Here is a 20,872-nt window from a genome sequence, read left to right on the forward strand (position 1 = left end):
CTTGTCTTGTTTGGAAAGGGGTCTTCAATGATTACAGTTCATGCCCGCACTAGCACTATTTTCACCACCACCGGACTCGGCGTGCTCGACCGGGAGATTATCAACCCGATCGTGAGCGAAGAGCTTGGCGGTGAATTCTCACTGATCTTCACCTATCCGGCAGATGGGCCTGCAGCACAGCACCTCGTACTTGAGAACATTGTGGCAGCGCCCGTGCCAGGGCTGGAGCAACGTCAGGGTTTTCGGATTAGCGAGGTTACTACCACCCTTGACGGCTTGCTCGAGGTGAGCGCGTTTCACGTCTTCTATGATCTGGCTGCGAATTTGGTCGCCGACACCTACGTTGTCAACAAGACTGCGAAAGACGCACTGACCCAGATTCTTGGCGCGGCGAACACCAAACACGGTTTCACTGCGACATCCTCGGATACGGTGACGCGCTCGTCGGCGCGGATGGTGCGCATGCCCGTCGCCCAAGCTTTGATGGATGCGGGTGAGGATAATTCGTTTGCTTCGCGTTGGGGTGGTGAACTGGCCCGCGATAATTGGCTGATCCACCACACCCCACGGCGTGGAGCTGATCATGGGATGGTTATCCGTGAGCGGAAGAATCTCACCGGGTTTGAATCGACTATTGATTTTTCGACGGTGATGACGCGGATTTTGCCAGTCGGTTATGATGGGCTACTTTTGCCTGAACTGTATGTTGATAGCTCGAGACTGGGTGATTATGTGGTGCCACGCATCCGCGTCATCCGCTACGGGCAGGTTAAAGCCATCACCGACACTGACAATCCACGTGAGAGCGAACTTCCACTCGATCAGGCACACGCGCAGCTGCGCCGTCTCGCGGCAGCAGAATTTAGCGTCAAGCATGTGGATGAGCCGTCTGGGTCGTATAAGGTGCGGTTCGTCGACCTCGCCACCATCAAGGAATACGCAGACCTCGCCCAGCTCGAAACCGTCGAAATTGGCGACACCGTGACCGTCCGCCACGGCGATCTTGGGATTGCGCTCACGGCGCGGGTGGTGGCATACGAATACAACCCGCTCACATGTAACTATATTTCGGTCGAACTCGGCTCTGCTGCTCGGAAGTTCACCTCCGTCACCCAGCAAGTGAAGTCTGCGATGAGCACGGCGGTATCGGCATCGGATGTGGCAGGGTTTGCGTTGGCTAGTGCGGATGGGAAAAACACCAACCACTACGGCAGCGCCCAACCTGAGAAAGCTCAACTAGGTGACACATGGTTTAAAAGCAATGGTGAGACAACCGAAATCTGGATCTACCAGCTCACTGACACTGGGCAACCAGGCTGGGTCGCCCTCGCCACCGATCTGAACCATGCACAGGTGCAGGCCGAACTCGACGCCGCCCGCACGCAAGTCGGCCACGCCCTCGCCGCCGCACACGACGCACAAACCGCCGCCGATGCTGTCGCCACTCAGATGGCTTCGGCGCAGATGGAGATCGACGAGGCCAAGGCTGCTGCCGCTGGTGCTATCCAGTTGGCGCAAGACGCCCACGATATTGCGGTTACCTCGGATGGACGGCTCACGGTTGCGAGCCTCGATCCGACTGTGGCGGACGCGACCAGCAGGCCAGAGGGCGCGCTGTGGCAAGTGCGCGTAGACGGAGTGATCGCCCGCCAATATATTCTCTCCCACAACCAATGGGAACCAACACCAGTTGGGGCTGCGATGATCGGGTCGAAAGCGATCAGCCAAGCACACATCGCAGATGCCGCAATCGGCACCGCACACATCGCCAACACTTCAATCACAGATGCGAAAATCAGCTCACTGTCCGCCGCGAAAATCACCACCGGCTACCTGGCAGCGGCACGCATTCAGGCTGGATCAATCACCTCCGACAAGCTCACAATCGCCAACGGGTTTATTACGAACGCGATGATCGCGAACGCCGCGATCACCGACGCGAAAATCGGCTCCCTGTCAGCCGGTAAAATCACTAGTGGTACTCTTGCCGCAGCTAGGATCGCTGCAGGAAGTATTACCTCTGATAAGCTCACGATCGCTAACGGGTTTATTACTAATGCGATGATTAAAAACGCTGCGGTCACGAGCGCGAAGATCGCTTCGCTGGATGCTGGCAAGATCACCACCGGCTATCTCAACGCAGGCAGGATCGCCGCTAGGTCGATTACAGGCGACAAGCTTTCTACTAACGCAATCCAAGTAGGGCTGGCAGACTGGAGGCAATCTATCAGGATTAGCCCATATCAAATCGCTTGGTATAACGGGGACACGCTGGAAGGCAAGATCACGAGTGCTGGGATGCAGTTTTGGTACGGCACCCGCTATATCGGCGAGTTCGCACGCAGAGCCCATAAGGACAAGCCCGATGTGCAAGGCATCGTAGGCCAGCTCGCCTATAAAGGCGACTACGTTGCCTGGACCTACCAAGACACCGAAGGCGGCAACTACTACACGTGCCTGACCCTTGACCCGAAAGGCTTGTTTTACGGCAAAGCCGGAATCCACCTCGGCTCCGACCTGCGTACTGGTGGGTATAAGTTCTACACCACCGGTTCACGCTACGTCACCTTGCAAGACTGCACGCTCACAGGCAGCGGCACGCACTCGGGCTGGGTGGGACAAAGCGGGCTGTCGAAAATCGTCTTCCACACCTACGACCTGATGGTCGTCACCAACGGTTCGTATTACAACATGACCCGCCTGTTCGATCGCACCAAGGATTTGATGAGCCGAGTGAATTCACTGATCTCGCTCCTTAACCACGGATGGATCACCACCATTTCACGCTCAGGAACAAACATTACTTGGCAGTACTACTCCAACACCGGCCTATCTACCATGTCTACCAACCTCGCATAAGGAAAGGAAACATCCATGGAAATCATGATCGCCAACCAACACCTCCAACCTATCGCAGAGCTACTCACCAGCATGCCCTTGAAGACCGCACAGTCTCGTGCCCGCTCGAAACTGCTCACCTTGGTGAAGGAGGCGATTGCCCGGTTCGGGGAAGACGAATACGACCTCGTCACCGCCTACGCCACGCTCGACGAGCACGGCCGCCCAGTATTCGCAGAAGACGGAACCTTCGCCCTCGCCAACCCCGAGAAAGCTGGTGAGTTCCTCGATGCCCGCCAAGCACTACTCGCCTCGGTCGCTGAAGTCTCTGGCCCGACCTACGACGGCCACGAAGCAGACATCCGCCAGCTTCTGGACGGGTACGAGGGTGAGCTTTCTGGCGTGGCAGCCGAAGCCTACGACGTCCTCTACGACGCCATTGCCAAGGACAACCAATGAAGGCCAAGGAAGAAAAGGACACAGAACTGACCGAAGTTTCCGTCGATGAGTCATCACCAGATGAGGTGCAGTTGCCGATCGTCCCGGTCGAATCTGATGCCACGCCCGCACTACCAGCAGATGACGTTCAAACTACTGCGATCCTAGAGCCAGCAAGCGCTTCACTCGACCTAACCATGCCAATTCTGGAAGTGCTCACCGACCCGACCATGTAAGTCGCTGCGACGCCGGATTCTTTGTTGCCTTCACCCGATGTGGGTGTAGGCAATTTTTTATGCCCAATAGATAAGGAAAACTCTCATGTCTCTACACGCCATCTGGCACGCCACCCAAACCACAATCGCCGGTATCGGTGCGTGGCTCGCCGCCTACCTTGGAGGCCTCGACGGCCTCGTCTACGCGTTGATCATCTTCGCTATCGCTGACTACATCACCGGCGTCCTGGCAGCCATCAACGAGCGCCGCCTCTCCAGCTCGGTGGGCTTTAGGGGTATCAGCCGCAAGATTCTCATCTTCACCCTCGTCGGCCTCGCCCACCTGATCGACGTCCACGTCCTCGACACCCCAGGAGTGCTACGGGCGGCGGTCATTTTCTTCTACCTATCCAACGAAGGCATCTCCCTAATCGAAAATGCCACCCGACTCGGCCTGCCTGTCCCGGCGCAGATGCGTGGGGCGCTCGATGCGATCGCTAACCGAGCCGAAACCAGACCCCCACTAACCAAACCCTCAACCGCTAACAACCCAACAGAAAAGGAGAACCAGTCATGAAGAATTGGAACACGCTTGAGGCTGATATCGACCTCATCATGAACAAACACTACACGCCAGGGCGTAACGGGCGGCGGATCGATAAGGTCATCATCCACCACAACGCAGGCAACCTCACCATTAAAGGCTGCTACGACGTGTGGCAAACCCGCCCAGCCTCAGCCCACTACCAAGTCCAAACCGACGGACGCATAGGCCAGCTCGTATGGGATCGCGATACTGCATGGCATGCAGGAAACTGGGACGCTAACACCACCTCCATTAGTATTGAACACGCAGATGTTTCTTCCGATCCTTGGTCTGTATCCGAGGCGTGCCTCGACAATGGAGCACACCTCGTCGCCGCAATCTGTAAGTTCTACGGTCTTGGACGTCCAGTCTGGGGTAAAAACGTCTTCGGGCACAAAGACTTTTCTGCCACCTCCTGCCCAGCATCGCTTGCTGGTTCCCAGCATGCCACCTACATGGCACGCGCCCAGTACTGGTACGACCAAATGACAGGCAACACGCCAGCACCAGCTCCTGCACCAGCTCCGAATCCTGCACCTGCTCCTGTGGCACCGAATATTGACGCGTTGGCTGACGCGGTAATCCGCGGTGAATACGGCAACGGTGAAGAACGTAAACGTCGACTCGGAGCCAACTACACCGCCGTCCAGCAGCGCGTAAACGAAAAGCTCGCGGGCCGTGCGCCTGCTGCCAATCCTGCCGGACCCAACATTGATGCCCTCGCCGACGCCGTGATCCGTGGCGACTATGGCAATGGTGAGGAACGTAAGCGCCGCCTCGGAAACCTCTACAATGCCGTGCAGGCGCGAGTGAACGCCAAGCTCGGCTACTAAACACCCGCGCCACGTCGAAGTGACTGAGCCCCGTCACCACTGTGACTTCCCAATCCTCGGGGAGCCGGTGGTGGCGGGGCTTTTCGTCGTTTCATGGACGGATTTAACAATCGGGGGTTTGTCGGCAGTGGGGTGAAGGGAGTGACCCCACTGTGAATGATCTTGATGAACAACGTATTCGTAACCTGCGCACGGCGGGCTGGGGGTATAAAGCGATTGCCGAGTTTTGCGCCCTGACTCGTGACCAGGTCCGCTCGTACTGCACCAGCCGAAACCTTGACGCCGCTCCGGTGATGGCCTGGCAGGTATGCCACTGGTGTGCCAGCCCTATACAGGGAGCAGCTCGGGCTCGGTTTTGCTCGCCCGCCTGCAAGCATAAAGCGTGGCGGCATCGACAGAAAACCGAGCCGGTGCGCGAGCAGACCTGTACGCACTGCGGACGCCGCTTCGCGATCGTGGACAAGCTAGGTCAAAAGTTTTGCTGTCACGCCTGCTATGTACGTGCTCGCTTCGGCACCCGTGGCGGACGACCATGAACACGCTCGCCGTTCCTAGTGATCAACTGGCCCAACCTGACGTGTTCGCCCGAGAACTCGCCTTCATCACGGACGCTCACATCTTGAGCATGCTGGCAGGTCGAGGAGTGCTCACACCCGCAGAGTATCAGCGTGCTCACCGGTTGTTGTTCCAGGCGTGGAGCCCGATCTATCAACCACAGATTGTGGGCAAAACGACTGGATAAACACCGCCTTTAGAGCGTGTATAGACCTAACGCGAAAGGAGAAAACGTGGCACACATCAGTGTGGTGACACCGGTTCGGCCGCCTGCCCCGAAACTGGTCAACGTAGCAGCATACGCGAGGGTCTCAACCAACGGCACAGAGCAGTTAGCATCCCTATCGGCGCAAGTGTCGTATTACTCGCGCCTGATCCAATCCACGCCCGGCTGGTCCTACGTCGGTGTGTTCACGGACGAGGGTATTACGGGTACGTCAACGAAATCACGGCAAGGCTTAGCCGACCTGATGGAAACCGCCAGGGACGGCGGTGTTGATATTGTGTTGTGTAAATCGATCTCACGCCTTGCCCGTAACACTGTCGACCTGCTCGCTACAGTCCGTGAACTGAAAAACCTTGGTGTGGCCATACGCTTCGAACGCGAACGCATCGACACCTTGAGCGTTGATGGGGAACTGTTGTTGACTTTGTTGGCGTCTTTTGCTCAAGAAGAATCCCGTTCACTATCCCACAACGTCAAATGGGCAATCCGTAACCGGTACAAGAACGGTGGCACAAACTCCTTCGTCATCTACGGCTATCACTGGGCAGACGGCCAGTTCACCATCGTCGAAGAAGAAGCCAAGATTGTGCGCTTACTGTTTGCCAATTATCTCGATGGGATCAGCCCAGAGAAAACCGCGACCATGCTCAATGATCAAGGTGTGCGTTCGCGCGGTGGAGGACGGTTTTACGGGTCAGTGTTTCGTCGCATGCTCGAAAACGAGCGGTACAAGGGCTGTCAAATGCTGCAGAAAATGTACCGCCCCGCGATCCAAGCACCCACACGTGCTCTCAATGACGGGGAGCTGCCGCGATATTGGGTTGAGCAAGCCCTCCCGCCAATCATTGATGAGGTGATGTTTGATGCGGTGCAGGCAGAAATCGCGCACAGGCGTAAGATCGGCCCGGCTGGGACCCCGTCAAAGAACACGGGCGTATTCACCGGGCGGATCTGCTGCGCGGCGTGTGGGAAGAATTATCAACGCAAAACCCGCACCTACAAGTCTGGAACCTCGTATAAGTTTTGGCGCTGCTGGAGCGCCTGCATTGGGAACGGAAACCCCTGTAGTGGGCACAACCTGCGAGAAAGTCTCCTCGAACACGCCTGCACGGACGTGCTCGGCACCCAAGGGTTCGACTCTGTGTCGGTTGGCGAGCAGGTCGTGATGATCGAGGCCTTCGAGCATCAGCTCACATTCCACCTCGCGGATGGAACCATGGCACCAGTGGGGTTAACCAGTGAGGGGAGGTTGGCATGAACCGCACCGTCACCGCGATACCCGCAACAAAGAAGCTTCGATCTGCCGCAGCCTCATCTGGGGTACCGGCACGCAGAAGGGTCGCCGCCTACGCTCGCGTCTCTACCGAGATGGAAGAACAAACCTCCTCGTATGAGGCACAGATCGACTACTACACCACCTACATTCGCTCCCGTAATGATTGGCAGTTCGCGGGAATGTACTGCGATGAAGGGATCTCTGGCACCTCCATGAAACGCCGTGAGGGATTCCAAACCATGATCGATGACGCCCTGGCAGGAAAAATCGACCTGATCCTGACCAAGTCCGTCTCCCGATTCGCACGCAACACCGTCGACTCGCTCACCACCGTACGCAAGCTCAAAGACGCAGGCGTGGAAGTGTATTTTCAGAAGGAGAATATTTACACCTTTGACGCCAAAGGCGAATTGCTCATCACGATCATGTCGAGCCTGGCGCAAGAAGAATCCCGCTCCATCTCCGAAAACGTGACCTGGGGGCACAGGAAGCGTTTTGCCGATGGGAAGATTATGGTGCCCTACAAATCGCTGCTCGGATACAAGAAAGGCGAGGACGGCAACCTCGTCATCGACGAGACCCAGGCACCAACCGTGAGGTTGATCTACCAACTTTTCCTTGACGGGATGGCGATCAGCGAGATCAAAACCGAACTCGCTGCCCGCAAGATTCTCACCCCGCGTGGGAAAGAAGTGTGGTCAACCTCCACGGTGCGCTCAATCTTGTCCAACGAGAAATACAAGGGCGACGCCCTCCTGCAAAAGACGTTCACCACTGATTTTTTAACCAAACGTATGAAAGTCAACGCCGGTGAAGTGCCTCAATATTATGTGTCGGGCAACCATGACCCGATTATTGCTCCGCGTATTTGGGATCAAGTCCAATACGAACTAGCTACCCGCCATGGCAACACTTCAACGGCGAAAGTCGGCTTGTTCTCCACCCGGCTCAAATGCTTTCAGTGTGGAGCATGGTATGGGCGTAAAACGTGGGCGTCGAACACGAAATACAAATACACGGTCTGGCAATGCAACCACAAATACACAGACGAACATCCCTGCAGCAGCGCGACGGTGAAAGACGAGCAAATCAAGAATGCCTTCGTCCAAGCACTCAACCAACTGATCGCCTGCCAGTCACGGCACAGCTGTCTGCCGCAGGTTTTTGATGGCATGTTTGATACGAGTCGTTTGGAAGAACAAACCGTAGCGTGCCAGGCCACACTCGTGGAGCTCACCGAGCGGATCAAGGCGCTGATTAATGAGAATCAGCAACGCGCGCTCGATCAAGACGCCTACCAAAACAAGTACACCGAGCTCGATACTGCCTACCGTAAGATACTCGCATGCAAAGCGAGCCTAGAAGCGGATATTGCAGCGAACGCTGCCAAGCACGCTGCCATCACCACAACTCTAGGCGATCTGGCAGGGGAGCCAGTGAGCGAGTTTCACCCTGCGCAGTGGAGCGCACTCATCGACCACGCTGTGGTTAGTGAGGATGCGATCCGGTTCGTGTTCCGGGTTGGCGAGGAAGTGAGCATCCGGCTTTAGATCTGAAATGAAGATTCTGACCCGTTCGTGCATAAGTGCGCGGACGGGCTTTTCTCATGCCCAGAAAACCTCACAAGGGCGAGGCGCTGGCGATTGGAAAGTATTTCCGCAGGTCAAGGCTAACGCGCTAAACACTCGCTAACGTTTTGACCCCCTTGGGGCATACTCGCTAACGCAACCGGGGACTTATCATTTTCGACGTCATAGTGGAGCGGGTGACGGGAATCGAACCCGCCTCTGCAGCTTGGGAAGCTGCCATTCTACCGATGAACTACACCCGCGAACCCTCTAAGTGTAGCTCGAAACCAAAATACGAGCAAATACATGTATGGGTAATTTCGGGAAATCTCACAAATTTAGCTGTTGATCAGCTATTCAGCATTTGCTTCAAGCTTCAAAAAAACACGTACAGCATACGAGCAAAGCCGCAAAACTGTTCGCTTGCAAATACGAGTTACTTTTCACGACGAAGCCGAAATCTGCGCAACAATGCGCCAAGTACTGCGCCAAAAGTTCCCACTCCCGCAGAAAACAAGGCATAACACCAAGCCGAATCATTGTAGAAAACATAAATCGTCGAAATGAAAATCAACGGCGCCACCCAAAATAGCACCGTCATCCATAAAATCTCACCAAGGGAACGCCGATCTGGCACTCGATTCCACGTTTTCCCCGCCTCATTTTCCATAGCTCAATACTAAATAAGACCCCCTGAGCAGAAGGAAAAATTGCCAAATCCATTCTTGGAACATTCAAAACGCATCAAAGGCACGCAAATCTCTTTCCATAAACATCACATGAATAAAAGCAAGTAAAGTAAAGCAAATTCAAAATACAGGTTGCGCATTTCAAAACAGATTCATATTTTCACTGCGCTGCCCGTTAAAAGGGCATAAAATTTTAACGACACTTGCTCTCACGTCAGGTGACTTAGTAAATCACAGACCATCACAAATCTCACGCAAGATTTTACGTCTGACGATTTACGGCTCATCTCAGAATTACATAAATTACCAAAGCTAGGAAGAGATTAATGAAGATTCCAATGAAGCGGCTTACAATTTCTGCCATCGCCGCACTCTCTTTGCTTTTAGCGCCACAATCAGCGCTTGCCGCAACAGATACGCCCGGTGCCGGCACTAACACTGGCACGGCTGCCACCGGAGCAACAGCCACCGCCCCAACTTCACCTACCACTGGCACCGAAACAGCGAATCCGAGCACCCCAAGTGCCGCCGCTGACTCCACCCCCGCCGCTGGCTCCGCCGCTGCTTCTACCTCAGCAGACCAAACAAACCCGAATCTCGTCACAATCGATCTTTATAACCTCACCGATATTCATGGTCATATCGAGAAAAAGGTTGACAAGAAGAAGAATAAGGTCACTGAGGCTGGTCTTTCTGCAATGGCATGTTATATCAATAAAGCACGCCAATCTAACCCCAATTCTCAATTCACCCTTCTTGGAGATAATATCGGCGCTTCCCCTTTCACTTCAGGATCGCAAAATGATAACCCTACAATTGCCGCTCTCAATGAGATGAATGTGTTCGCATCCACGATCGGCAACCATGAATTCGATAAAGGAATTTCTGCTTTGAAAGATCGTTTCGAGGGGCGCAACGGGTTCACAAAAATCAAGTTCCCATATTTGGGTGCAAATGTGAAAGGCCTCGATCCTTACCTGCAGCCGTATCAGATTTGGACTTCCCCGTCAGGCGTGAAAGTAGCGTTCATTGGCGCAATCGAAGATGACGTGGCGACCAAGCTCGCACCAGGCACCGTCGATGAGCTCACCTTTGAAAAGCCAGCTCCGGTAATCAACAAGATCGCAGCAGAGCTAAAAACTAGTAAGCAAGCAGATATCGTGATCGCAATGTTTGATAATGACGTAGAACGCTCCTACCCTTTGATGGGTGAGCATGTGGACGGCATTATGGGCGGAGATACGCACAAGCCATACTATTTCACACAAGTAAAGGCGAGTGACGGCCACACCCTTTCAGCAACCGCTTCTGGCTCCTTCACTGACAATCTCTCGAATCTCCAATTCGTTTACGATCGGCAAAGCGGTAAAGTGGTTTCTTCAAAGGCAATTCAGATTTCAGCCGACACGGTAGCTGCATGCGGTACCGATCCAAAAGTTGAAGCAATTGTCTCCGCCGCCACCAAGAAAGCAGAAGCAAAGAAATCCGAAGTAGTAGCAAGAAATTTTGCAAACTTCTACCGTGGTGTGCAGGCTCAGGGCGAAAACCGCGGCACCGAATCCACTCTTGGCGGCTTGATTGCCGATTCAATGAAGCACTCCTTCAAACAGCTTGACGGCAAGCCGATCGATATTGGCATTATCAATGCCGGTGGGATTCGCGCTGACCTCACTCCGCAAGATGGCAATCTCACCGTCGGCGACATTTTCGCAACCCAGCCTTTCTCCAACGAAGTAGGTTATGTGAAGATGACGGGCGCACAGTTCAAGACTCTGCTTGAACAGCAGTGGAAGAAGTTAGGTAAGAACTCTTCACGCCCGATGCTGAAGCTCGGACTCTCTGCGAACGTAAAGTACACTTTCGACCCAGCAAAGCCGATGGGCGAGCGGATCACATCGATTTTGATCGACGGAAAGCAAATTGACCCAGCGAAAGTTTACTCGGTAGGTTCAGTCACCTTCCTCCTCGCAGGCGGCGACTCCTTTGACATCTTGAAAGATCCGGCAATCGCAAAGACGCTTACCCCGATTGCAGAAAACCTTGATCGTGATTCGTTCCAGAAATATCTTGCAGCTAATCCTCAGGTGCAGCCACGCTCAGCAGTTTCTTCTGTAGGCGTTACTTTGAATCATAAGATTGACGGGTTGAATGTGACGGCAAGCGTCGATTTGCGCGGTCTTTCTTTCTCTCACGAAAGCGAAGCACAAACCAAGAAAGTTACCGTAAAGCTCGGTACCGCAAGTGCAACCGCAGATGTAAACAATACGCTTGAAGATGCAAACGCAGCAAAAGAAAAAGCAATCGTTACAGCCGACGGCGTAGGATACTTGAATAAGCCGATAGAGCTGACAACCACAGCAAAATGTGCTGCCAATGCAAAATCAGTATTTATTCCGCTAACGGTTTTGAACGAGAAGGGTGTCGAGCTTGTTTCGGCAGCTGCCGGGATTGGGGTACACGTACCTTGCCCACATGCAGCAGCAAAACCAGGTACCAGCTCAGGTAATGCAAATATTGTTGGAATTACGAACAACGCTGGTGCTACCAGCGCTGTAGTTGATGCCAATGCCAATAATGGGCAAGCAAAAGCCACAAATCCACGGTTAGCAAAGACTGGTAGCGAAGCTGCTGGTCTGCTTGCGCTTGCGTTACTCGCAGGGATCCTCGGCCTTGCAGGTGTTGCTGCGGCTCGCCGGAAAAACGCCTAATACACAAATCAGCAATGCTGCAAGCAGGATTTCGGATAAGATCTTTCACGATCAGGATCAATCTGCTTGTTCGAACTAGTCGGTTTTCTCCATCGACTGGCAGCGAACTGTGAGCAGCGGCTTGATGTGTAAAACAATTTAATCCAGATTGCCTCGTAGTTGCGAATCTCTTCCAGCTGCGAGGCAATCATTTTCCAGCAAATTGCATAAAAGCGGAAGCATGAATCAGCGCTGCGCTGCAAGATTCATCGGTTACGCATCGAAACAAGCAGAAATACGCACGAATCTGGGAAAGTTTACCGAAAATTATGCATTTAGCCTCTAGCGCTATTCGCACTACTCTGAAAGAATAGTGGCATGAATGAAAAAACATCCCGTAAGTTAACTGTTGTTGGTGCTGGCTCTGTAGGTACTGCCACCGCCTATGCCGCGCTGATTCGTGGATCAGCTTCAACCGTGAGTTTATACGATATCAATGCGCAGAAAGTCGATGCTGAAGTACTTGATTTAGCACATGGATCACAGTTCATGCTCGCGTCAAAAGTGATGGGCGGAGCAGATCTCGCCGTCACAGAAAATTCGGACGTGATCATCATTACGGCTGGTGCTAAGCAAAATCCAGGGCAAACCCGGCTTGCTCTGGCCGCGAAGAATGTGTCTATTTTAGAAAGCATGCTTCCACAGCTTGCCGAGCGTTCACCGAACGCAGTATTCGTTCTCGTCACTAATCCAGTGGATGTACTTACCTACGTGGCTACAAAAATTCTTGCTCTTCCGCAAGGTCGGATTTTTGGCTCGGGCACAGTTCTTGATTCATCGCGTTTGCGTTGGCTGATTGGTCAGCATACTGGCGTGTCGCCGCGTTCAGTACATGCAATGATCGTAGGCGAACACGGCGATTCCGAGTTTGCCTTGTGGTCTTCCGCCACAGTCGGGCAAGTGCCAATCCGCGAATGGCACGATGAAGACGGCACGCTTGCTTTCCCGGAAGAAAAGCTTGTCTCGATCGAACAAGAAGTAATCAATGCAGCATACCGGATCATTGAAGGTAAAGGGGCCACGAATTACGCGATCGGCGTCTCTTCTGCGCGGATCGTGGAAGCAATTTTAGGTAACCATAATGCGGTACTGCCAGTTACTTCTGTGGCTGACGGTGTATCAATATCAGTCCCATCGCTTGTAGGGCGCAATGGCGTTACCCGGCGACTCGATGTCGCTTTCGACACCGCAGAACAAATCAGGCTCGATAAGTCGATCGCTACTTTGCAAGAATCGATCAAGTCTGTGGGGTACTGAATTATTTGATGCAAAAAATTCAACCGAAGTAGGATTTTCAAATCCGATTCGATTTACAGCATAAAATTTTCTGAAACGTGTAAATGCCAGGTGACATGCCTAGCATTTACACGTTTTACTTTCCTGGCAATAAGCCGAGGGGTCGCACAAGGCTAATTTCCAAGAGATCGTAAACAAAGTAAAATCGCCGAATACACAAGGCAACGAGGAACTTAACGCATAAGAAAACTGTTGCAGTAAGACAATGCCAAAACTTAACATGAAAGTGTGAAAATTAAAAATAATATCGCAACCGGAGCAGCGATTGCACTCGCATTACTCCTCGCCGCGTGTGGCGGTGCACCCGCAACAGAAAGCACTGGCGAAACAGAAACCTCCACGCAATCTACTCAACGCGATTCTGCGGAAACTGCGAAAGAAAGCACTGACGAAGCTACTGCCAGATCTACCGAACCAACTGGCAAAGAAACAGCGAAATCGAGTACGGAATCGGGCGAAGCTAATTTCCACGTCACTTTCGGAGAAACAATCAAGTGGCGAAATGGTCATGAAGTGACCGTCAAGGCGCCTGAACCTTACCCTTTGGGCGCAGCATATAAAGATTCGTATACTGGTGTGCCTGTGGTGGTTGAGATCATCCACAAGAATGGCTCTGACAAACCTTACTATGCCTTAATGCCGTCAGTGTTTATGACTTCCGGCGGGCAGAAAGCCGAAGAAATAATGATCGGTGGCGTCACGTTTGAAATTGACAATATCACTACCAAAGACATTCAACCTGGAGAAACGCTTACCCGCCGAATGGCTTTTGCGGCAGTAGACCCTGCCGATATTAAACTTTCGTACGATATCAATTTGGGAACGGATACCGGCTACTTTCAGACTGCAAAGTAACAGATTTGCCGTCAGCACGGCTCTGATCCGGGATAATAAATTCAATCAGCACAGCTTTTGTTTCCCGAAAATAATCGATTTTCAAATGTCGGGGTGTGGTTCATATCTGCGCAATATGAACCACACCCCGACATCTTTTACAAAATCAGTGCGCCCGACGCTGGAGCCGTGCCACCTGAATCAGCAGCACTGCGCGCCCTTCAAGGCGAATCCAGCCGCGAGACGTGAAATCAGCCAACGACTTATTCACTGTTTCACGTGAAGCACCCACGAGATGCGCCAGCTCTTCCTGGGTTAAATCGTGTGCCACATAAATGCCTTCAGGCGTGCGCTCGCCAAAGCGCTCAGCCAAATCAAGCAAAGCCTTCGCTACACGCCCTGGCACATCTGAGAACACCAAATCAGCCATCTGCTGATTTGTGTTCCGCAGACGATACGCTAACTGACGCAGCATTGAAATTGCCAACTTTGGATGATTCTCGATGTATTCACGCATTTCCGCGTGCGAAAGCGTATACAGTTTTGTCGGAGCAATCGCCGTAACGGTTGAAGATCGCGGTTCTAAATCGAAAAGTGAAAGCTCGCCAATAATTTCGCCCGGGCCAAGCACAGCAATCAGATTCTCACGGCCATCATCTGCCGTGTGGGAAAGCTTCACTTTTCCTTCCACCACAAGATACAAACGGTCACCAGAATCACCCTCCTGGAACAGTGATTCGCCTCGCTTAAGTGAGGTCACGTCCATCAATACCGCGAGCGCTGCGCGGTCTTCATCCGTCAAACCCTTGAAAAGTTCAACATTTGCGAGCACATTGGAATCCATCGGAATTCCTTTCTTCCTAATATAACTACCTACTTGTGCAAGGTTCACACGATTACTCGACCCGCGCCACGCTTTCTGGCACGAAATCATTACTTGAATTTCCGTGCACTGTTGTGCTTGAGGTCATATCGATTTCAATTCTGCCACGTTGCGGCGCATTTGGCACGTGGATTGCACGGTATTTCGCGAAACTTACTGCAAATTCGATTCATTCAAGAAAATTTCAGGCGCTGTACAATGATTTCAACTGTTCTTTCATCCACACACTAAGCGAAAACGCTAAAGCCATTAGCGCTTCAACGAGTCCTTGATTTTTTAGCATTTGGAAGGATTTTTATGCCGCATAAATCGCAGCTTCCATCCCGTCCGCGCTCGCTTCAGGCACGTCGCGCTCAAGCCAAAATCCTTACCGATCGTCTCGCTCAAATCTATCCTGATGCGAAATGCGCACTTATCCATCGAAATGCTTTTGAGCTGCTCGTAGCGACCGTGCTCTCTGCGCAAACCACCGACGAACGCGTAAACTCGGTCACTCCGCTACTGTTCAGCGAATTTCCGACTCCGCAGGCAATGGCTGGCGCAGATTTTGCCGAGCTGGAAAAAATTCTCCGGCCACTCGGATTTTATCGCACGAAAGCGAAGTCGGTGAAAGCACTCTCAATATCTCTTCTGGAAGATTTTTCTGGAGAAGTGCCGCGCACACTCGAAGAACTGATCACCTTGCGAGGTGTCGGGCGAAAAACTGCGAATGTAGTGCTCGGAAATATATTCGGAGTGCCGGGGATCACCGTTGATACACATGTTGGCCGGACGGCGCGGCGTTGGGCTTGGACTCGTGAAACTGATCCAGTGAAAGCCGAAATGGAATTGAATAAACTTTTACCTGCAGAGATCTGGACCGTCACTTGCCATCGAATTATTGCACACGGACGGGCAATCTGCCATTCGCGTGCACCTGAGTGTACCCGCTGCCCGATGGCAGATATTTGCCCGTCCTACGAAATTCTTGGTATTTAGTTTTCGTTATTGTGCTGTTTCACTCCTGCGGCTTGCACGCTTACGGGAGAAAATTTTCAGCTTTCCTCACTCGTCAAGCCCGAGTGCCTTGCGGCGCTCATAAATCGTGGCCCGCTCAGCTCCTGAACGCCGTGCAAAATGTGCCGTCAGCCCGGAGGCAAGCAATACTAAACCGAAGATCGCGATCCGCCCCGAGCCAAAGTCGAGATCCAAATGATGCACCACATTCGCAGTGAACGCATTGAAATCACCGATTGCTTGATCTAAATCAGTGAACCAGGATTTTACGGTATTTGGCACGATCAAAGCTGCCATGCCTCCTACCGTCAGGATGAAGCCGAAAATCTGGGCACCAAGCGAAGATGCCCGTGCAAGCAAAATCAACAGCAGCATCCCCACCAAGCCGCCAAATAATTCCAGAATTGCAGCGAAGGAAACCACGCCGGTATCCCACGGATTATTTTCCACTAAATTCAGGCGAACAGAAGCGTCAGAAAGCAAATACCAAGTTATTGGAATCAAAAGCAAAGTGAGGAAGAAGATCCCCACATGCGTCCAAGCACGACCGCCTGGTGCTTCAAGATCAATATCTTCATCGTTGAGATATGCTGACGGACCTTGCTCCCAACGGGCACGCCGCTGCGCATCATCATCGGCAGAGATCCCCGGATGCATAAACCCGCCAAGTGAAGTTGGCTGTGTGGAAACCGCCGGGGCAGCTTGCGGGGCAGTTGCGTCTACCGCTCCGAGCGCACCCGCAGCTGCAACTGCAGGGGCTCCGCTTGCTCCGATACCAATATTTTCTGCTGATCCGCTTGCTACGAAACCTGGCACAAATTCATCTTGTGTTGCATCATAGCGAGCTTCATCCGCTGAATGCGCGGAGAGCACATCGCCCAATCCAGCATTAGCTCGCTGTTCAGCAGGCAAGGTATTAAAGCCTTCGCCGAAGCTGAAATCATTGTGGGATGACGGCGAGTTTGCACTGGTAGCTAGCTTTTCTGATGCCGCATTTTCCGTTACCGACGGCGCAACTGCCGCATTTTCCGTTAAAGCATTTGAATCTGCAGTGAAAGAATCGATCGTGTCTTCTTGTGCCGAAACCGGTTCATCCGTTTCGCCTGCAACTGCCGCGCTCTGGGCAGTAAAAACCTTATCCCAGGCAAGCGCTTCTGCATCGCCATACTCCAAAACTCCCGATTCTCCACGATCAAGCCCTGAAGTTTCGGAATTTTCAGCATGATCAGACACTTCTTCGATTGGCGCGAGCACTTCGTCATCATCTTCAAATGGACGACGATTTGCTGAATTATATGGATCAGTTGGTGTATGCAAGGTACTCTCCTAAAGTTATTCCTGCACAAAACGCTACTTGATTCCGTCGCATGATTCTCGCTTTTCTTCGGCGTTTCGCACTTTTCATATTTACAAAAACCACAGTTTGATCATTTCAGGTTCGCTTCGCCACACTTCATTTAATAAAATTCACCCTATTCGCACGTGGAAAACTATCGTCTTTCCACAATCAGATATTTTTGCAGTCGAGATTTGCGTGAGCTTGCAATACTCGCAACTATGAACACATTTAATCCTCGATTCAACACACACGATTTGAAAAATCTCGCATCGGCAGCTTATTACGGTACAAACCAGCAGATTTATCAAGAACTCAGCGAATTATCTGAACTGGTGGGGATCCAGATAATTTCACTTCCCAATCCCTCCGTCCACACAAGCGCATCGCACCGCTATCCCGAAAAATCACTCCTGCTTCCAGCAAAACAATCAGTAGCTGTGCTATCTTCTGCCGTCCTAAATTTCACTGATACTGATTGCGCTGAAGGACGCGTACGTGCAGCTTTCCATCAAGCTTTTGCACCTTATTTTGCTGACGGCAGTGTGGATCTCGATTTACGCGCTGATGCTGCTGAAATTTTGGAACTCATGGCGGCAGTTGGAGCAACGATCCGTGGGCAAGTATTGGGAGTGATCGGCGCGCAAGGAGGCATCGGCACAAGTACCACTTCCCTCTGGATCGCACGCGAGTTTGCGCGGCGAAATTACTCGGTCGCGCTAATCGATCTCGATCCCAACTCCCCCGGGATTGACCTGATTATTTCGCAGGTAAATACACCAGGAAAACGCTGGCGAGATATTCATGGTTCGGGGGCGATGCTCGCAAATCGGCTGACGCATTCACTCCCGAAATGGGAGGGTGTTCGTTTTCTTTCTGCAGATTCCCGCGGCGGTGTGGAGCCTGACGCTGGAAGTGGAGAAAATGCAATATCGGCACTTTCGCAAGTACACGAATGGACGATTCTTGATTTACCAACATCCGTATTGCATCCCGCAAGTCCGACACATCAATGGCTGCCGTGGTGTGATGCGATTTTGCTTCTCAGCGGTGTGGATACTGTGAGTTTGGCGAATACACAAACACGGATCTCCCAGCTTCCCCCTGAAACAAATTTTGCAATAGTCGCCGTCGGAGCAAACAATCGCGGGCATTTAGCCGATATCGCAAATCAGCTCGGATGCGGCGCGATCTTTGGTTTACGCCAGCAAAAGAGCCTTCGCGCCGATCGTGAGCATGGGTTGGCTCCTGGGGATAAACCGCGCAGCAGCACCAGCCGCGATGTGCGCAAAATATGCGCAGCACTATTAGAAGCTGCCGAGATTAGCGAAGCAAATACCCAAATCTGATTTTAGAAAAATCGCACTAACCAAAGAATGGGATCACGATGAAAAATGACGAGATCACAGCTGGGGGAAAGGAAAATCTAGCTTCCGCCGGGTATCGAGAAAAACAGCAACTGCTCCGTGATATCCGGCGCGATATGTCTGCTGGCCGCAGTTTTGGAGAGGCACAAACAAATTCTTTGATTTACACTTCACAACTCGCAGCTTTGAAAACTTCGGTCGCAAATGTAATTTTCGGTGCTGGAGAAACTCTCACTCCGCTCCTGGAAGATCCTGCCGTCACGGATGTACTTGTGAACGGCACTGCAGGCGTGTGGGTAGATCGCGGAAGTGGGCTCACCCGGCTGCCTGATTCACAAATTGAACCAGAACTGCAAACTGAACCCGGAATTCGCGCATTAGCAGTACGTCTGGCTGCTACTTGCGGGCAACGTCTTGACGATGCAGCACCCATTGTGGACGGCACTTTTCCTTCTGGCGTGCGGCTGCATGCCGTGCTTCCGCCTTTATCCGCAGAAGGTCCGCTTATTTCTTTGCGCACGCATCGTCGAAAATCTTTGAGCCTTCCGCAACTTATCGCAAATGGATCAATCCATCCACAGTTTGCGCAAATCCTGCAAGCCTTCATCACGAAGAAAGCAAATGTGATCATTTCGGGCGCTACTGGCGCTGGCAAAACTACCTTCCTCAGTGCAATGCTGCAGCTCGTGCCACACACAGAGCGAATCTTAGTAATTGAAGAATCTGCCGAGCTGCGCCCACCGCATCCGCATGTGATCCATCTGCAAGAACGACGGGCGAATGTGCAGGGTATTGGGAAGATTTCGATGAGTGAGCTCGTGCGTGCCGCGATGCGGATGCGTCCAGACCGGATCGTGCTTGGAGAATGCCGTGGAGCCGAAGTGCGTGATGTGCTCTCTGCCCTGAATACTGGCCATGACGGCGGATGGGCAACGATTCACGCAAATTCTGCGGCTGACGTACCAGCACGGCTGGTGGCGCTCGGCGCGCTCGCTGGGATGCAGGAATCAGCAGTGGCCGCACAAGCAGCCTCCGCGCTTGATGCTGTAGTACATATTCGCCGCAGCGGGAGCCTGCGTTATGTGAGCGAAATCGGGGTATTACAACGAGTTGGCAGCGAATTACAATGCCACCTGGCGTGGCAGATCAGTCTTGGAAAATCAGGCTCTACCGAGCTTTCCAACGCAAAAATCACGGAATTTCCGGCAGCCAAGCAATTACGTGAAAACTTCACAAGATGAGTTCTGCAGGTCTGCGGGTCTGCAAGATGAAATTTCAGGAAACCACATGTTACTCACTCTTGAACTGCTTACATTGGCATGGGCGATCTTTATATTGCAGCGCCGCCCAAAACGCAGCAAAAAATTACGGCAGCAAAATCCACACACCCGAAAAGGAGTAGCCAGCGCTGACTGGCAAGCACACACAGCAGGCAAAGCACACTTTTGGGGCACGCAAAAAATACGAAAATTTCGCGCACATAATTTTCGGTTCCTGGATCTGGGAATGATCCTGACGGAGGTCTCTACCCGGTTACGCTCTGGAGCAATGCTGGAATCTGCATGGGAGAAAACACTTGCGCACACCGGGCTACTTGGGCTGCCGTTAAAGCAAACTCCCGAGATCGCTCACACTTCCGACGATCAGCCAAAAATGCAGGCGGAGAGCATGCAGATCCGAAATTTTTCCGCATCCTTCCATGCACACCCACCCGTGCTCGATGCTGACGGTGTACCGCAGGCGTTACGTGCGATCTGGTCCGCAAATCGTTTTCAGCGGATCCGTTTTGGTATTCCAAGACACGTTATTGAAGCACTTCCAGCCACATTCGCTGTCTGCCGTCTTGGATATCGCGCTGGGGCCCCGATGGCGCAAGTACTTGATTCTTGTGCACGCGGAGTAACCGAAGCAAGTGAAGCAAGAGCTGCACGGCGCACAGCACTGGCCGGACCAGTAGCTTCCGCCCGGATGCTTGCGGCACTGCCAGTGATCGGGATCTTTTTCGGACTTGCGCTCGGGATCAACGTACCAGACTTTTTAGTTCACAGTTTTCTGGGAAATATCTGCCTCAGCATCGGCATCATATTTGAGCTCGCCGGTATCTGTTACGTCCGGTTTTTGATTGCACAAGCCCTGACGGGAGAACACTAAAGACACATTACTGTAACTATCTAGATAAGGAACCCGTC

General features: G+C 52.5%; 17 protein-coding genes and 1 tRNA gene. 14 read left to right on the forward strand and 4 right to left on the reverse strand.

The window, feature by feature from the left end; translation table 11 throughout:
• The first annotated feature begins 27 nt into the window (after positions 1-27).
• From J2S36_RS04980 to J2S36_RS05010, 7 genes are all read left to right on the forward strand, one after another.
• A complete protein-coding gene (locus J2S36_RS04980; RefSeq protein ID WP_309956143.1) occupies positions 28-2,859 on the forward strand; it encodes a phage tail spike protein in 2,832 nt (943 codons plus the stop codon).
• 15 nt (positions 2,860-2,874) lie between these two features.
• Positions 2,875-3,297: a DUF1617 family protein gene (locus J2S36_RS04985; protein WP_309956145.1), complete on the forward strand. Its 423-nt coding sequence runs from the start codon at positions 2,875-2,877 to the stop codon at positions 3,295-3,297.
• Positions 3,294-3,512 (forward strand): acetyl-CoA carboxylase, encoded by a 219-nt coding sequence (locus J2S36_RS04990; RefSeq protein ID WP_309956147.1) that lies wholly within the window; start codon positions 3,294-3,296, stop codon positions 3,510-3,512. The genes J2S36_RS04985 and J2S36_RS04990 overlap by 4 nt, the downstream gene beginning before the upstream one ends.
• Positions 3,513-3,597: 85 nt before the next feature.
• Complete coding sequence (locus tag J2S36_RS04995) at positions 3,598-4,068, forward strand: phage holin family protein (protein WP_309956149.1); 471 nt, start codon at positions 3,598-3,600, stop codon at positions 4,066-4,068.
• Complete coding sequence (locus tag J2S36_RS05000) at positions 4,065-4,910, forward strand: N-acetylmuramoyl-L-alanine amidase (RefSeq protein ID WP_309956151.1); 846 nt, start codon at positions 4,065-4,067, stop codon at positions 4,908-4,910. The genes J2S36_RS04995 and J2S36_RS05000 overlap by 4 nt, the downstream gene beginning before the upstream one ends.
• 788 nt (positions 4,911-5,698) lie before the next feature.
• The gene (locus J2S36_RS05005; protein ID WP_309956152.1) at positions 5,699-6,949 is read left to right on the forward strand and encodes a recombinase family protein; all 1,251 of its coding nucleotides are present in this window, start codon (positions 5,699-5,701) and stop codon (positions 6,947-6,949) included.
• Positions 6,946-8,517: a recombinase family protein gene (locus tag J2S36_RS05010; RefSeq protein ID WP_309956154.1), complete on the forward strand. Its 1,572-nt coding sequence runs from the start codon at positions 6,946-6,948 to the stop codon at positions 8,515-8,517. Before J2S36_RS05005 ends, J2S36_RS05010 begins: the two co-directional genes overlap by 4 nt.
• 207 nt (positions 8,518-8,724) lie before the next feature.
• Here the strand turns inward: J2S36_RS05010 and J2S36_RS05015 are convergent.
• Positions 8,725-8,798 (reverse strand) — tRNA-Gly (locus J2S36_RS05015).
• Positions 8,799-8,971: 173 nt separating this feature from the next.
• Entirely contained in the window at positions 8,972-9,205 is a 234-nt protein-coding gene (locus J2S36_RS05020; protein ID WP_309956156.1) for a hypothetical protein, read from the reverse strand.
• 345 nt (positions 9,206-9,550) lie between these two features.
• Here J2S36_RS05020 and J2S36_RS05025 point away from each other — a divergent pair, with 345 nt between their 5' ends.
• From J2S36_RS05025 to J2S36_RS05035, 3 genes are all read left to right on the forward strand, one after another.
• Positions 9,551-11,932, forward strand: a complete 2,382-nt coding sequence (locus J2S36_RS05025) for a bifunctional metallophosphatase/5'-nucleotidase (RefSeq protein ID WP_309956158.1) — start codon at positions 9,551-9,553, stop codon at positions 11,930-11,932.
• Between the two features lie 357 nt (positions 11,933-12,289).
• Complete coding sequence (locus J2S36_RS05030; protein ID WP_309956160.1) at positions 12,290-13,228, forward strand: L-lactate dehydrogenase; 939 nt, start codon at positions 12,290-12,292, stop codon at positions 13,226-13,228.
• A 267-nt stretch (positions 13,229-13,495) separates the two neighbouring features.
• A complete protein-coding gene (locus J2S36_RS05035; protein ID WP_309956162.1) occupies positions 13,496-14,122 on the forward strand; it encodes a hypothetical protein in 627 nt (208 codons plus the stop codon).
• A 145-nt stretch (positions 14,123-14,267) separates the two neighbouring features.
• Here J2S36_RS05035 and J2S36_RS05040 read toward each other — a convergent pair whose 3' ends face one another.
• Positions 14,268-14,945, reverse strand: a complete 678-nt coding sequence (locus tag J2S36_RS05040; protein WP_309956164.1) for a Crp/Fnr family transcriptional regulator — start codon at positions 14,943-14,945, stop codon at positions 14,268-14,270.
• A gap of 336 nt (positions 14,946-15,281) precedes the next feature.
• Here J2S36_RS05040 and nth point away from each other — a divergent pair, with 336 nt between their 5' ends.
• On the forward strand, positions 15,282-15,962 hold the full coding sequence (gene nth, locus J2S36_RS05045) for an endonuclease III (RefSeq protein ID WP_309956165.1): 681 nt from the start codon (positions 15,282-15,284) through the stop codon (positions 15,960-15,962).
• A gap of 66 nt (positions 15,963-16,028) precedes the next feature.
• Here nth and J2S36_RS05050 read toward each other — a convergent pair whose 3' ends face one another.
• A complete protein-coding gene (locus J2S36_RS05050) occupies positions 16,029-17,297 on the reverse strand; it encodes a hypothetical protein (protein WP_309956168.1) in 1,269 nt (422 codons plus the stop codon).
• 240 nt (positions 17,298-17,537) lie between these two features.
• Between J2S36_RS05050 and J2S36_RS05055 the strand changes: the two genes are divergently transcribed.
• The 3 genes from J2S36_RS05055 to J2S36_RS05065 all read left to right on the forward strand — a co-directional run bounded on the left by J2S36_RS05055 (position 17,538) and on the right by J2S36_RS05065 (position 20,834).
• Complete coding sequence (locus J2S36_RS05055) at positions 17,538-18,665, forward strand: CpaE-like family protein (protein WP_309956170.1); 1,128 nt, start codon at positions 17,538-17,540, stop codon at positions 18,663-18,665.
• A gap of 134 nt (positions 18,666-18,799) precedes the next feature.
• The gene (locus tag J2S36_RS05060; RefSeq protein WP_374717344.1) at positions 18,800-19,924 is read left to right on the forward strand and encodes a TadA family conjugal transfer-associated ATPase; all 1,125 of its coding nucleotides are present in this window, start codon (positions 18,800-18,802) and stop codon (positions 19,922-19,924) included.
• Positions 19,925-19,970: 46 nt separating this feature from the next.
• Positions 19,971-20,834 (forward strand): type II secretion system F family protein, encoded by an 864-nt coding sequence (locus tag J2S36_RS05065; RefSeq protein ID WP_309956174.1) that lies wholly within the window; start codon positions 19,971-19,973, stop codon positions 20,832-20,834.
• The last annotated feature ends 38 nt before the right edge of the window (positions 20,835-20,872 follow it).

It is taken from the genome of Arcanobacterium hippocoleae, from assembly GCF_031456295.1.
GTDB lineage: Bacteria > Actinomycetota > Actinomycetes > Actinomycetales > Actinomycetaceae > Arcanobacterium_A > Arcanobacterium_A hippocoleae.